General features: G+C 57.9%; 5 protein-coding genes and 2 pseudogenes. All 7 read left to right on the top strand.

Annotated elements, in window-relative coordinates; all coding sequences use genetic code 11:
• Positions 1-24: 24 nt before the first annotated feature.
• The 7 genes and pseudogenes from NST99_RS09640 to NST99_RS09670 all read left to right on the top strand — a co-directional run bounded on the left by NST99_RS09640 (position 25) and on the right by NST99_RS09670 (position 14,598).
• Positions 25-6,887: pseudogene (locus NST99_RS09640) on the top strand (amino acid adenylation domain-containing protein).
• The gene (locus tag NST99_RS09645; protein WP_341091313.1) at positions 6,812-7,192 is read left to right on the top strand and encodes a condensation domain-containing protein; all 381 of its coding nucleotides are present in this window, start codon (positions 6,812-6,814) and stop codon (positions 7,190-7,192) included. The pseudogene NST99_RS09640 and the gene NST99_RS09645 overlap by 76 nt, the downstream one beginning before the upstream one ends.
• A complete protein-coding gene (locus tag NST99_RS09650; protein WP_341091314.1) occupies positions 7,155-7,460 on the top strand; it encodes a condensation domain-containing protein in 306 nt (101 codons plus the stop codon). The genes NST99_RS09645 and NST99_RS09650 overlap by 38 nt, the downstream gene beginning before the upstream one ends.
• A 32-nt stretch (positions 7,461-7,492) precedes the next feature.
• A complete protein-coding gene (locus NST99_RS09655) occupies positions 7,493-8,983 on the top strand; it encodes a condensation domain-containing protein (protein WP_341091315.1) in 1,491 nt (496 codons plus the stop codon).
• Positions 8,938-10,167, top strand: a pseudogene (locus tag NST99_RS09660) (non-ribosomal peptide synthetase); the annotation flags it as partial. The gene NST99_RS09655 and the pseudogene NST99_RS09660, both read left to right, overlap by 46 nt.
• A 4-nt stretch (positions 10,168-10,171) precedes the next feature.
• The gene (locus NST99_RS09665; protein WP_341091317.1) at positions 10,172-12,220 is read left to right on the top strand and encodes a condensation domain-containing protein; all 2,049 of its coding nucleotides are present in this window, start codon (positions 10,172-10,174) and stop codon (positions 12,218-12,220) included.
• Positions 12,221-12,858: 638 nt separating this feature from the next.
• Positions 12,859-14,598: a condensation domain-containing protein gene (locus NST99_RS09670; RefSeq protein ID WP_341091319.1), complete on the top strand. Its 1,740-nt coding sequence runs from the start codon at positions 12,859-12,861 to the stop codon at positions 14,596-14,598.
• Positions 14,599-14,607: the final 9 nt, after the last annotated feature.

Raw genomic sequence — 14,607 nt, forward strand, 5'->3', positions numbered from 1 at the left:
AATTAATGAGGGGGACTTACTTGTATGAGACCGTTAAGCGGGTGCAAATCTGCATTTCCATTAACGCACGCACAGAAGAGAGTTTGGATGATGGAGCAGCATTATCCCGACACTTCGCTCAATAATATAACGCTGTATTTTATTTTTAAAGGAGAAGCGAATTTAGATTGGATTGAAGCAGCCATCCACTATAATCTTAGCAACCACGCAGGCTTTGGATTGCGAATCTCCCGCAACCAGAACGGTGAGCCCTATCAATATTATGTGCCCCATCATAAAACCCCGTTCCCACTAATCGATTTCAGTACTTCAAATAACCCTAATGAGGCGCTTGAGCTTTGGACGCAGCAGCAGGCGGCAATCCCCTTCCAATTTGAGAATAACCCTTTATATTACGTAGCCCTCTTCAAAATCAGTGACGATGAGTGCGGATATTTAATCAAGGCACACCACATCATTGCTGATGGATGGTCAGGGCAAGCATGGCTTCAGGATACACTGGCAATTTATGAAAAGCTGGCGAAAGGCGAAAACAATCCGGTTGGCAGATCAAGCAATTTTCTTGAATTTGCAGATCATGAAGATAATTATTTAAGGACTAACCGGTACATTAAAGACAAGAAGTTTTGGTTACACCGTTATCAGGACTATGAGTCCCCTACGGTTATGGGAACTTCCAAAGGGGTCACCGGCGATTCGGCTGGAACACGGAAATCATTCCTGCTGAACAAAGAGCTTTCTGACCGGATCAGGGAAAAACTTGATGAGAACCGGGTTTCACTAAACGCCTGGTTTGTCTCGTTAATGCTCGCCTATGTGAATCGGACGACAGGGCAAAGCGACTTAGTCATTGGGACTCCGGTCTTAAACCGTTCCGGAGCGAAAGAAAAATCTGTAATTGGTATGTTTGCCAGTACAATGCCGCTTCGGGTTCAAGTCAACGCTATGCAGAGCTTTGACTCGTTTAGCAGGGAAGTACAGCAGGAATTGATGTCATGTTACTTTCATCAAAAATATCCATACGATAATCTGGTGCAAGAATTAGAACTGCGTAAAAGGGGAATAGATCAGCTGTTTTCTGTTGTTGTAAATAATCTTGGCACCAGACTTGTGACGAATTTGGCAAACCTGACTGTAAAAGCGAACGAGGTTTACAATGGGCATCAATTTTATCCATTTCAGCTTATGATTAAAGACTGGTCTCTGACGGGTGAACTCGAATTGGCTTTTGATTACAAAGCTGACCATTCGGATGGAATTGTAGAACAGATATTTAGCTCTTTTACTGTCATGCTTCAGGATATCCTTGGGGAGCCTAGTCGTATGATTCAAGATATCCGTCTATTGGATGAAGTGGGGACCCGTCAGCTTACAGTTGGATTCAACGATACGGCTGCGGAGTATCCGCGGGAAGCAACGATTCACGGTCTGTTCGAGGAGCAGGTGGAGAAGACGCCGGATGCGGTAGCGGTAGTGTACGGGGATCAGCAGCTGACCTACGCGGAGCTGAACGCACGGGCCAACCAGCTGGCGTGGACACTTCGCGGGCAAGGTGTAGGGCCGGAGCGTATCGTGGCGATTATGGCGGAACGCTCGCTGGAACTGATTGTAGGGATCTATGGCATCCTGAAGGCCGGCGGGGCGTACTTGCCGATTGATCCTGCTTACCCGAAAGAGCGCATCCAATACATGCTCGGGGACAGCGGCGCGGAAGCGCTGCTGATTGACGCTGGCCTTGATCCATGCGGATTTGAAGGCGCGGTCATCGAGTTGACTTCCAGAAGACAGGCACAATCCGAGGCCAACCCGCCGCTAGAGCTGGATTCCCGGCATTTGGCGTATGTGATGTATACCTCGGGGACCACAGGCAACCCGAAAGGGGTCATGATGGAGCATCGCGCGGTCATTAACCGCCTGCAGTGGATGCAGAATTGGTACCGCATCGGAGAAGAGGATGTCATTCTGCAGAAGACACCGATAACATTCGACGTTTCGGTGTCGGAGCTGTTCTGGTGGGGTATGACCGGGTCCAAGGTCTGCATGCTTTCGCCTCAGGGAGAGAAAGATCCGGCGGTGCTGGCCGAAACCATAGAGCGTCACGGGGTCACGGTGATGCATTTTGTGCCGTCGATGCTGAGCGTCTTCCTGGAGCAAGCCGGGCAAACGTTTAGCCCGGAGAAGCTCGGCAGCTTGCGCCGGGTATTTGCCAGCGGAGAAGCGTTGAAGCCGCAGCATGTGGCCGGGTTCTACAAGTTAATGGAAGGGAGCGGAGCCACGCTTCACAACCTGTACGGGCCGACGGAAGCAGCTGAGGTTTCCTATTTTGATTGCATGCCACTCGTCGCGGAAGCGGCGGTGCCGATCGGCAAGCCGCTTGCCAATACGCAGCTGTACATTGTAGGTGACGACTTGCAGCTGAAGCCGATGGGCATTGCTGGTGAGCTGTACATCGCGGGGGACGGTCTGGCGCGGGGTTACTTCAACCGGCCGGACCTGACGGCGGAAAAATTCGTGGACAACCCGTTCGAGCTGGGGACGCGGATGTACCGGACCGGGGATTTAGCAAGATGGCTGCCGGACGGCAACGTGGAGTACCTGGGCCGGATCGACCACCAAGTGAAGATCCGCGGCTACCGGATCGAATGCGGGGAGATCGAAGCACAGCTTATGGCGCATGCGCAGATCCGCGAAGCGGTGGTCATGGCCCGTGAGGATGAGCAAGGACAGGCGTACTTGTGCGCGTACCTCGTAAGTGATGAAGCGGTTCCGGTATCGGAGCTGCGGGCGCAACTGGCAACACAGCTGCCGGATTACATGATCCCGTCCTACTTTGTGGAGCTGGAGAAGCTGCCGCTGACCCCTAACGGCAAAGTCGACCGGAAGGCGCTGCCAGCGCCGGACCGGGAGGCGAACAGCGAAGGCTATGAAGCGCCGCGGGATGCGCTGGAGACGCAATTGGCGGAGTTGTTCGCAGAGGTGCTGGGGGTAAACGAAGTCGGCATCGGGGACTCGTTCTTCGAGCGCGGCGGTCACTCGCTGAAAGCGATGACGCTGGTGTCGCGCATACATCAGCAGCTGGCGGTGGAGCTGCCGCTGCGGGAGCTGTTCGCGCGTCCGACGGTGAGGGCGTTGGCGGACTATGTGCGCAGCACGGAGGAAAGCGATTACGGCCGGATCGAGCCGGCGGTAGCGCAGGTTTCGTACCCGCTGTCTTCGGCGCAGCGGCGGCTATACGTGCTGCATGAGGTGGAGCCGGAGAGCACGCGCTACAACATGCCGGGGGTCATGGAGCTAACAGGGCAGGTGGATGCGGATCGGCTGGAGGAAGCGATTCGCTCGGTCATCGCCCGTCACGAATCGCTGCGCACGTCGTTCACGTGGATCGACGGCGAACCGAGACAACAGGTACATGAAGACGTGGTGTTTGAATGGGTATGCCGGGAGGCAGATGAAGCGCAGGCGCGGGAACTCACCCGGAATTTTGTGCGGCCGTTCGAGCTGGATCAGGCGCCGCTGCTGCGGGCTGGGCTGCTGCGGCTGGCAGAGGAGCACCATTGGCTGGTGTGGGACATGCACCATATCGTCTCGGACGGCGTGTCGCTGAACCTTCTGGTGTCGGACCTTATGGCGGCGTATGCCGGTGAGGAGCTGACGCCGCTGCGGATCCAGTACAAAGACTACGCGGTCTGGCAGCAGGACACGCTCGGGGTAGAGCGGATGCAAGGGCATGAGGTGTACTGGCTGTCGGCCTATGCGGAGGAAGTGCCGGTGCTGGAGCTGCCGGCCGACCGGATGCGTCCGGCGGTGCTAAGCAGCGAAGGCGGACAGGTTCATGCGCAGATCAGCGCGGACGTAGCTGAGGCCCTAAAACGAATTGCCGCAGAGACCGGAGCCACGCTGTACATGGTGCTGCTGGCGGGCTATAACGTGTGGCTGCACAAGTACACGGGGCAGAGCGACATTGTGGTCGGGACGCCGGTGTCGGGGCGGACGCATGGGGATACGGAGCCGATGATCGGGATGTTCGTGAACACGCTGGCACTGCGCAACGCCCTGTCCGGGGACAAGCGGTTTATGGACTTCGTGCGCGAGGTGAAGGAGCGGACGCTGGCGGCATTCGAGCATCAGGATTACCCGTTCGAGGAACTGGTCGAGAAGCTGAACGTACGGCGCGATATGAGCCGCAATCCCTTGTTTGACACGATGCTGGTGCTGCAGAACATGGAGCAGGCGCGCTTTGGCTTGGCAGATGTTGACGTTCGTCCGGTCGAGCTGGACCACCGGGCGACGAAGTTTGACCTGACGCTGAACGTTGCGGAGAGTGAGCAAGGACTTCAGTTGTTGCTGGAATACAGCTGCGCGCTGTTCAATGAGGAGACAGCCGGGCGGTACCTGATGCACTTCGTGCAGCTCTTGTCGCAAATGGCCGGTCAGCCGGAAGCAAGCATTGGCTCGTATGAGCTTGTGACGACGGAAGAGAGGCAACAACTGCTGCATGCGTTCAATGACACAGCGGCGGCGTATCCGCGGGAAGCGACGATCCACGGTCTGTTCGAGGAGCAGGTGGAGAAGACGCCGGATGCGGTGGCGGTCATGTACGGGGATCAGCAGCTGACCTACGCGGAGCTGAACGGGCAGGCGAACCAGCTGGCGTGGACGCTGCGCGGGCAAGGTGTGGGGCCGGAAACGATTGTAGCAATTATGGCGGAACGCTCGCTGGAACTGATGGTAGGGCTTTATGGCATCCTGAAGGCCGGCGGGGCGTACTTGCCGATTGATCCGGCGCTGCCGGCCGAACGCATCCGGTATATGCTCGGGGACAGCGGCGCGGCAGTACTGCTGATTCAGCCCGGCCAGGATTCATGCGGATTTGAGGGGACGGTCATCGAGTTGACGCCTAGAGGGCGGGTGCAATCCGAGGCCAATCCGGAGCTTGCGCCGGATTCCCGGCGTTTGGCGTATGTGATCTATACCTCGGGGACCACAGGCAACCCGAAAGGGGTCATGATTGAGCATCGCGCGGTCATCAACCGCCTGCAATGGATGCAGAACCGCTACCCGGTCGGAGAAGGGGACGTTATTCTGCAGAAGACGCCGATAACGTTCGACGTTTCGGTGTGGGAGCTGTTCTGGTGGGGGATGACCGGGTCGAAGGTCTGCCTGCTTCCGCCGCAGGGAGAGAAAGATCCGGCGGTGCTGGCCGAAACGATGGAGCGTTACGGGGTCACGGTGATGCATTTTGTGCCGTCGATGCTGAGCGTCTTATGGAGCAGGCCGGGCAAGCGTTTAGCCCGGAGAAGCTCGTGAGCTTGCGCCGGGTATTTGCCAGCGGGGAAGCGCTGAAGCCGCAGCATGTGAGCGGGTTCTACAAGTTCATGGAAGGGAGCGGAGCCACGCTTCACAACCTGTATGGGCCGACGGAGGCCACGGTCGATGTCGCGTATTACGACAGCGCTCCGACCTTCGCGGAAGCGGCGGTGCCGATCGGGGGGCCGATTGCCAATACGCAGCTGTACATTGTGAGTGACAACCGGCAGCTGCAGCCGATCGGGGTCGCGGGTGAACTGTGTATCGCGGGGGACGGTCTGGCCCGGGGGTATCTGAACCGGCCGGAGCTGACGGTGGAGAAATTCGTCGACAACCCGTTCGAGCCGGGTGAGCGGATGTACCGGAGCGGGGATTTGGCGCGATGGCTGCCGGACGGCAATCTGGAGTACCTGGGCCGGATCGACCAGCAAGTGAAGATCCGCGGCTACCGGATCGAGTGCGGGGAGATTGAGGCGCGGCTCATGGCGCATACGCAGATCCGCGAAGCGGTGGTCTTGGCCCGCGGGGACGAGCAAGGGCAGGCGTACTTGTGTGCGTATCTCGTAAGTAACGGGGCTGTTCCAGTACCGGAGCTGCGTGCGCACCTGGCGGCACAGCTGCCGGATTACATGATTCCGTCCTACTTTGTGGAGCTGGAGAAGCTGCCGCTAACCCCTAACGGCAAGGTGGACCGTAAGGCGCTGCCGGCACCGGACCGGGAGACGTACAGCAAAGGCTATGAAGCACCGCGGACAGCCCAAGCCTTGATGGTATCGGTTTGGCAGGAGGTTCTGGGCATCAAGCGGATGGGCGTCAAGGATTCCTTCTTCGAGCTGGGCGGGGATTCGATCAAAGCCGTTCAGATCGCCGCGCGGCTGCGGGGGCATGGGCTGCACTTGGGGATCCGCGATCTGTTCCGGTATCCAACGATCCTGGAGCTGTGCCCTTATGTGCAAACGTTGGCGCACAAGATCGATCAGCGTCCGGTCGAAGGCGAAGTACGATTAACTCCGATCCAGCAAGGGTTGTTTGAGCGGTCGCCGCAGCTGCCGCACCATTATAATCAGGCAGTCATGCTGCATCGCCGGGACGGATTCGACGAAGGTGTCCTGCGCCGTGTGTTTGAACGGATCGCCCAGCATCATGATGCGCTGCGGATGAGGTACCGGGAAGAAGCGGGAGGCATCGTGCAGTGGAGCCGCGGGCCTCAAGAGGCGAGTTTCGGGCTGGACGTGATCGACTTGCGCGGGGAAACCGCGGTGGATACACGGATTGCGGCGGAAGCCGAGCGGCTGCAGCGGGGGCTGCATCTGGAGCAAGGGCCGCTGCTGCGCCTAGGGCTGATGAAGACCGGCGAGGGCGACCATCTGCTGATCGTCATCCACCATCTGGTGGTGGACGGGGTGTCCTGGCGGATCCTGTTCGAAGATGTGCAGACCGGTTATGAGCAGGCGGAGAGGGGCGAGGAGATCCGCTTTCCGGAGAAAACGGACGCGTTCCAGACGTGGTCGGAGGCCCCATGGCGCGCTATGCGGACAGTGAGGAACAGCTGCGTGAAATCGCTTATTGGAAGCGAGTAGAAGAGATGCCGGCTGCGGCACTGCCGGCGGACGAAGACCTGGAAGCGGAGGAGACCGGCGGAGCGGTGAGCATCCGGCTGTCGCAGGAAGAGACGGCGCAGTTATTGAACCAGGCGAATCGGGCGTACTACACGGAAATTAACGACATCCTGCTGACGGGGCTGGGCCTGGCGCTGCGGGAATGGACTGGTAAGGATCGGTTTGTCGTGGACCTTGGAAGGGCATGGCCGGGAAGAGATCGGGGAAGCGGTGGATGTGAGCCGAACGGTGGGGTGGTTTACGACGATCGTGCCGACACTGCTTGACCTGGGGTCATGCGAGACGTTGCCGGGCTGCATCAAGCGGGTAAAAGAGGGGCTGCGCAGCGTGCCGAACAGAGGGCTGGGATATGGCGTGCTGAAGTATATGACAGCCGCGGAGCACAAACAGGAGCTGAAGTTCGACCTTCGCCCGGAGATCTGCTTCAACTACTTGGGCCAGTTCGACCGGGACGTGACGACAGGACTATTCGAATCGTCGGCGTACGGGACGGCAGCAGCATCGACCCGAACCTCCCGGGAGAGTACAAGCTGAGCCTGAACGGGATGGTGATCGGCGGGGAGCTCGTGTTTACATGCGACTATGAGGCAGAGGCGTACCGGAGGGAAACGGTGGAACGCTGGATGGCGTGCTACGCGGAACAGCTTCGCAGACTAATCACCCACTGCACCCGGCAGGCGCACAGCGAGAAGACCGCGAGCGATTTCCGTTTGGCGGATTTGGAGCCGCAGGAAGCGAGCGGCTTGCAGCAAGCCTACGGCTATAAGGTGCAAGACATCTATCCGCTGTCTCCGATGCAGGAAGGCATGTTGTTTCACGCTGAGCTGGACCCGGAGGCTGCGACGTATTTCGAGCAGTTTACGTTCCGGGTTGAAGGAACGCTGGATGCCGCGGTATTCGAGGAAAGCTTGGGCCGTTTAACGGAAAGGCACGACATGCTGCGGACGGTGATCGTGAGCGAGCAGGTAGGGCGGCCGGTGCAGCTGGTGCTGCAGGAACGGGAAGTCGATCTGCGGGTGAGGGAAGGGTCAGGTGAGCTGGAGACGATCCAGCAGGAAGACCGGCAAAGGGGCTTTGACCTGAGCCGGGATGCGCTAATGCGCGCCACGATTGTGATCGGGGAGAAGGGGTGTCAGCATGTCATCTGGAGCTTTCATCACATCATCATGGACGGCTGGTGCACGAGTATTCTGATGCAGGAGCTCATGGCGATTTATCGCGGGTTGCAGACGAAGCAGCCGATAGAGCTGGGGCCCGTGGAGCCGTATAGCCGATACATGCAGTGGCTGAACATGCAGGACAGGGAGGCGGCGCGGCAGTACTGGAGCCGGTACCTGAGGGACTATGAGCAACAGGCGAGTGTGCCGCGAGTGACGGGGGCAACAGGGCGAACAGAAGCTGAGCGGCAGGAGCATGCCTTCCGTCTGGATGTGGGGATGACCCGGGAGCTGGAGCGGTTGGCCCGCCAGGCCTATATGACGCTGAACACAGTGATGCAGACGATCTGGGGACTGCTACTACAGAAATACAACCAGAGCGATGATGTGGTATTCGGGGCGGTCGTATCGGGGAGACCGGCGGAGGTGCCGGGGATCGAGCGGATGATCGGCCTGTTTATCAATACAACGCCGGTACGGGTCAGCAGTACCCCCGAGCAGAGTGTAACGGCACTGCTGCAGCAGGTGCAGGAAGCAGCGCTGGTCTCGGAATCACATAGCCATTATCCGCTGTATGAGATTCAGGGAATGAGCGCGCTGAAGCAAGGGCTAATCGACCATATTTTGGTGTTCGAGAACTATCCGATCGCCGAAGCGCTTGGCCAAGCAGGCGGGACGGCCGAGGCTGCGTTTGGAATCCGTGACGTTGAAGTATATGAGCAGACGAATTATGACCTAACCGTCGTGTTATTCCCGGGCGAAGCGATGTCGATTAATTTATGCTACAACGCCAAGGTATACGAGGGGATATTCATCCGGCGAATGGAAGGCACATCCGGGAGATCGCGCAGCAAATGCTGGCGGATGCGCAGCGGCCGGTGGCCTCGATATCGCTTGTGACGGCGGAGGAGAAACAACAGCTACTGCACGGATTCAACGACACGGCGGCAGAGTATCCGCGGGAAGCGACGATCCACGGTCTGTTCGAGGAGCAGGTGGAGAAGACGCCGGATGCGGTGGCGGTCGTGTACGGGGATCAGCAGCTGACCTACGCGGAGCTGAACGGGCAGGCGAACCAGCTGGCGTGGACGCTGCGCGGGCAAGGTGTGGGGCCGGAAACGATTGTAGCGGTGATGGCGGAACGCTCACTGGAGCTGATGGTAGGGCTTTATGGCATCCTGAAGGCCGGCGGGGCATACTTGCCGATTGATCCGGCGCTGCCGGCCGAACGCATCCGGTATATGCTCGGGGACAGCGGCGCGGCGGTACTGCTGATTCAGCCCGGCCAGGATTCATGCGGATTTGAGGGGATGGTCATCGAGCTGACGCCTGGAGAGCGGGTGCAATCCGAGGCCAATCCGGAGCTTACGCCGGATTCCCGGCGTTTGGCGTATGTGATCTATACCTCGGGGACCACAGGCAACCCGAAAGGGGTCATGATTGAGCATCGCGCGGTCATCAACCGCCTGCAATGGATGCAGAACCGCTACCCGGTCGGAGAAGGGGACGTCATTCTGCAGAAGACGCCGATAACGTTCGACGTTTCGGTGTGGGAGCTGTTCTGGTGGGGGATGACCGGGTCGAAGGTCTGCCTGCTTCCGCCGCAGGGAGAGAAAGATCCGGCGGTGCTGGCCGAAACGATGGAGCGTTACGGGGTCACGGTGATGCATTTTGTGCCGTCGATGCTGAGCGTCTTCCTGGAGCAGGCCGGGCAAGCGTTTAGCCCGGAGAAGCTCGTGAGCTTGCGCCGGGTATTTGCGAGCGGGGAAGCGCTGAAGCCGCAGCATGTGAGCGGGTTCTACAAGTTCATGGAAGTTAGCGGAGCCACGCTTCACAACCTGTATGGGCCGACGGAGGCCACGGTCGATGTCGCGTATTACGACAGCGCTCCGACCTTCGCGGAAGCGGCGGTGCCGATCGGGGGGCCGATTGCCAATACGCAGCTGTACATTGTGAGTGACAACCGGCAGCTGCAGCCGATCGGGGTCGCGGGTGAACTGTGTATCGCGGGCGACGGTCTGGCCCGGGGCTATCTGAACCGGCCGGAGCTGACGGCGGAAAAATTCGTCGACAACCCGTTCGAGCCGGGTGAGCGGATGTACCGGAGCGGGGATTTGGCGCGATGGCTGCCGGACGGCAACCTGGTACCTGGGCCGGATCGACCAGCAAGTGAAGATCCGCGGCTACCGGATCGAGTGCGGGGAGATTGAGGCGCGGCTCATGGCGCATGCGCAGATCCGCGAAGCGGTGGTCTTGGCCCATGAGGACGAGCAAGGGCAGGCGTACTTGTGCGCGTATCTTGTAAACAACGAAGCTGTTCCGGTAACGGAGCTGCGTGCGCACCTGACGGCACAGCTGCCGGATTACATGATCCCGTCCTATTTTGTGGAGCTGGAGAAGCTGCCGCTCAGCCCTAACGGCAAGGTCGACCGCAAGGCGCTGCCGGAGCCGCAAGGACAGATTCAGGCGGGAAGCGAATATGTGGCGCCGCGCAGCAAGATGGAGGCGAAGCTGGCAACGATTTGGCAGAACGTGCTCCAAGTCGGACAAGTCGGGATCCAAGACAACTTCTTCGAGCTGGGCGGGGATTCGATCAAAGCCGTTCAGATCGCCGCGCGGCTGCGGGGGCACGGGCTGCACTTGGGGATCCGTGAGCTGTTCCGGTATCCGACAATTCTGGAGCTGTGTCCGCATGTGCAGAAGTTGGCGCGGCAGATCGATCAGCGTCCGGTCGAAGGCGAAGTACGATTAACTCCGATCCAGCAAGGGTTGTTTGAGCGGTCGCCGCAGCTGCCGCACCATTATAACCAGGCGGTCATGCTGCATCGCCGGGACGGATTCAACGAAGTCATTCTGCGCCGTGTGTTTGAACGGATCGCCCAGCATCATGATGCGCTGCGGATGAGGTACCGGGAAGAAGCGGGGGGCATCGTGCAGTGGAGCTGCGGGCCTCAAGAGGCGAGTTTCGGGCTGGACGTGATCGACTTGCGCGGGGAAACCGCGGTGGATACACGGATTGCGGCGGAAGCCGAGCGGCTGCAGCGGGGGCTGCATCTGGAGCAAGGGCCGCTGCTGCGCCTAGGGCTGATGAAGACCGGCGAGGGCGACCATCTGCTGATCGTCATCCACCATCTGGTGGTGGACGGGGTGTCCTGGCGGATCCTGTTCGAAGATGTGCAGACCGGTTATGAGCAGGCGGAGAGGGGCGAGGAGATCCGCTTTCCGGAGAAAACGGACGCGTTCCAGACGTGGTCGGAGGCCCCGGCGCGCTATGCGGACAGTGAGGAACTGCTGCGTGAAATCGCTTATTGGAAGCGAGTAGAAGAGATGCCGGCTGCGGCACTGCCGGCGGACGAAGGACCTGGAAGCGGAGGAGACCGGCGGAGCGGTGAGCATCCGGCTGTCGCAGGAAGAGACGGCGCAGTTATTGAACCAGGCAGGCCGGGCGTACTACACGGAAATCAACGACATCCTGCTGACGGGGCTGGGCCTGAAGCGCTGCGGGAATGGACTGGTAAGGATCGGTTTGTCGTGGACCTGGAAGGGCATGGCCGGGAAGAGATCGGGGAAGCGGTGGATGTGAGCCGAACGGTCGGCTGGTTTACGACGGTCGTGCCGACACTGCTTGACCTGGGGGCGTCGGAAACGTTGCCGGGCTGCATCAAGCGGGTGAAAGAGGGGCTGCGCAGCGTGCCGAACAAAGGGCTGGGATATGGCGTGCTGAAGTATATGACAGCTGCGGAGCACAAACAGGAGCTGACATTCGACCTTCGCCCGGAGATCTGCTTCAACTACTTGGGCCAGTTCGACCGGGACGTGACGACAGATCTATTCGAATCGTCGGCGTACGGGACAGGCAGCAGCATCGACCCGAACCTCCCGGGAGAGTACAAGCTGAGCCTGAACGGGATGGTGATCGGCGGAGAGCTCGTGTTTACATGCGACTATGCGGCAGACACATACCGGAAGGAAACGGTGGAGGGCTGGATGGCGTGCTACGCGGAACAGCTTCGCAGACTGATCACCCACTGCACCCGGCAGGCGCACAGCGAGAAGACCGCGAGCGATTTTAGTTCTAGTGGATTAGATATTGATGAAGTAGAGAACATTTACTCATTGCTTGAACAAGTAGACTAGAGCATGTCTTCAAACTGGAAGAGCTCTGGGGAAGCAAGGATTTAGAATTGAAAGTAGGGCCCAAAAGCCCGCAGCGGGTTCATTTACCCGTAACGCACAGGAGGTGCTATGGAGAGTAAAATCCCTGTTTATTCTCTTTTGCGGACCCAGGCGACCTTATCTGCTCTGCATTCTATCTAAAAACGGCCATCAGGGAGAAATAACTGCGCTGGAGTCCTTGTCCTCCTGTAACAGGCTAAAAGCCCCAAATCAAGTACAGCTCGGTCCGTTTGTACTCAGAGCCAGGAATACACTTTCCAGTCACACACACACCTTCGGAAGAAGAGCGAAGTCTTTGAAACACCGAGACGTAAGCCTCCACCGAAAAACTACCTAGTGGCGAAACGCCTTTCTCCGCATGTGATCAGAAAATGGTACTGTACCCAAGATTCCTTAGGGCATACAGCGGCAGGTTTTGGCGGAGAAGCGGTTTGAAGACACACCTTAGAAAAAAGGGTTAACAGAAGGTGGAGAGGTAAAAACATCTTCCCTAACGTTGTTATTGAAGAGAACGAGGCACCAAGTATCTAAACTAAATGATCGGAGAAATAGCCCAGGTTTTATAATAGCGTCTCTAAACAACTTGCCGGGAGGTAAACATGAGTAGAAGAAGAGACTCGATAAAAGACATCTATTATCTTACGCCGATGCAAGAAGGTATGTTATTTCATTCTTTGCTTCACAAATCAAATGAGTATTTTGAACAATATACTTTGGAGCTTGCAGGTGATTTAAATGTAACCCTAGTTAATCAATCATTTGCGAAGCTCATTGAGCGATACGATATACTTCGAACCATCTTCGTCTGGAAAAAGGTGAAGAAATCTGTTCAAGTCGTAGTAAAAAATCAAAAGACGGACTTGATTTTCAAAGATATTTCTCAGTTGAGTGAAAATGAAAAGTCTAGGTATGTGAACGAGTACATGCAAAATGATCGAGATGAGGGCTTTGACCTATTGAGGGGGCCTTTAATTCGATTAGCTGTTCTAAAAAAGGATTCTGATTCACACATAATGATTTGGAGCTTCCACCATATTTTGATGGATGGTTGGTGTGTAAGCATTCTTATGCAGGAATTTATGCATATATATCAATGCTTGAAGACTAAACAGCCCATTCGACTTGACACGCCAATACAATTTAACAGTTACATGCAATGGCTTGAAAAGCAGGACGGGGAATCGGCGCGACAGTACTGGAGCCAGTACTTGGCAAACTATGAGCAACAGGCGAGTGTACCGCGAGCGCCTTGGACAGCAGGGCCTGCGGGAGCCAAGCCGCAGGAGCATGCCTTCCGTCTGGATGTGGGGATGACCCGGGAGCTGGAGCGGTTGGCCCGCCAGGCACAAGTGACGCTGAACACAGTGATGCAGACGATCTGGGGACTGCTTTTGCAGAAGTACAACCAGAGCGGTGATGTGGTATTCGGGACTGTCGTATCGGGGAGACCGGCGGAAGTTCCGGGAATCGAGCGGATGATCGGCCTGTTTATCAATACGACGCCGGTACGGGTCAGCAGTTCCCCCGACCAGAGCGTAATGGAGCTGCTGCAGCAGGTGCAGGAAGCGGCGCTGGCGTCGGAATCACACAGCCATTATCCGCTGTATGAGATTCAGGGACTGAGCGCGCTGAAGGAAGGATTGATCGATCATATTTTGGTGTTCGAGAACTATCCGATTGCTGAAGCGATTGGCCAAGCAGGCGGAACGGACGAGGCTGCGTTCGGGATCCGTGACGTTGAAGTATTTGAGCAGACGAATTATGACCTAACCGTCGTGCTATTCCCGGGTGAAGCGTTGTCGATTGAATTCCGGTACAACGCCAAGGTATACGATGGAACATTCATCCGGCGAATGGAGGGGCATATCCGGGAGATCGCGCAGCAAATGCTGGCGGATGCGCAGAGGCCGGTGGCCTCGATATCGCTTGTCACGGCGGAGGAGAAGCAAGAGCTGCTGCATGGGTTCAACAACACGGCGGCGGAGTATCCGCGGGAAGCGACGATCCACGGGCTGTTTGAAGCCCAGGTGGAGAAGACGCCGGATGTGGTGGCGGCCGTGTACGGGGATCAGCAGCTGACCTATGCAGAGCTGAACGCGCGGGCGAATCAGCTGGCGTGGACGCTGCGCGGGCAGGGTGTAGGGCCGGAGCGTATCGTGGCCATCCTGATGGAACGCTCTTTGGACATGATCGCCGGGATGCTCGGCATCCTGAAGGCCGGCGGTGCGTACTTGCCGATTGATCCGGCGCTGCCGGCCGAACGCATCCGGTATATGCTCGGAGACAGCGGCGCGGCGGTGCTGCTGACCCAGCCTGGTACTGGATTCCTGCGGATTTGAGGGCACGGT

Source organism: Paenibacillus sp. FSL L8-0470, assembly GCF_038008625.1.
Classification (GTDB): domain Bacteria; phylum Bacillota; class Bacilli; order Paenibacillales; family Paenibacillaceae; genus Paenibacillus_AQ.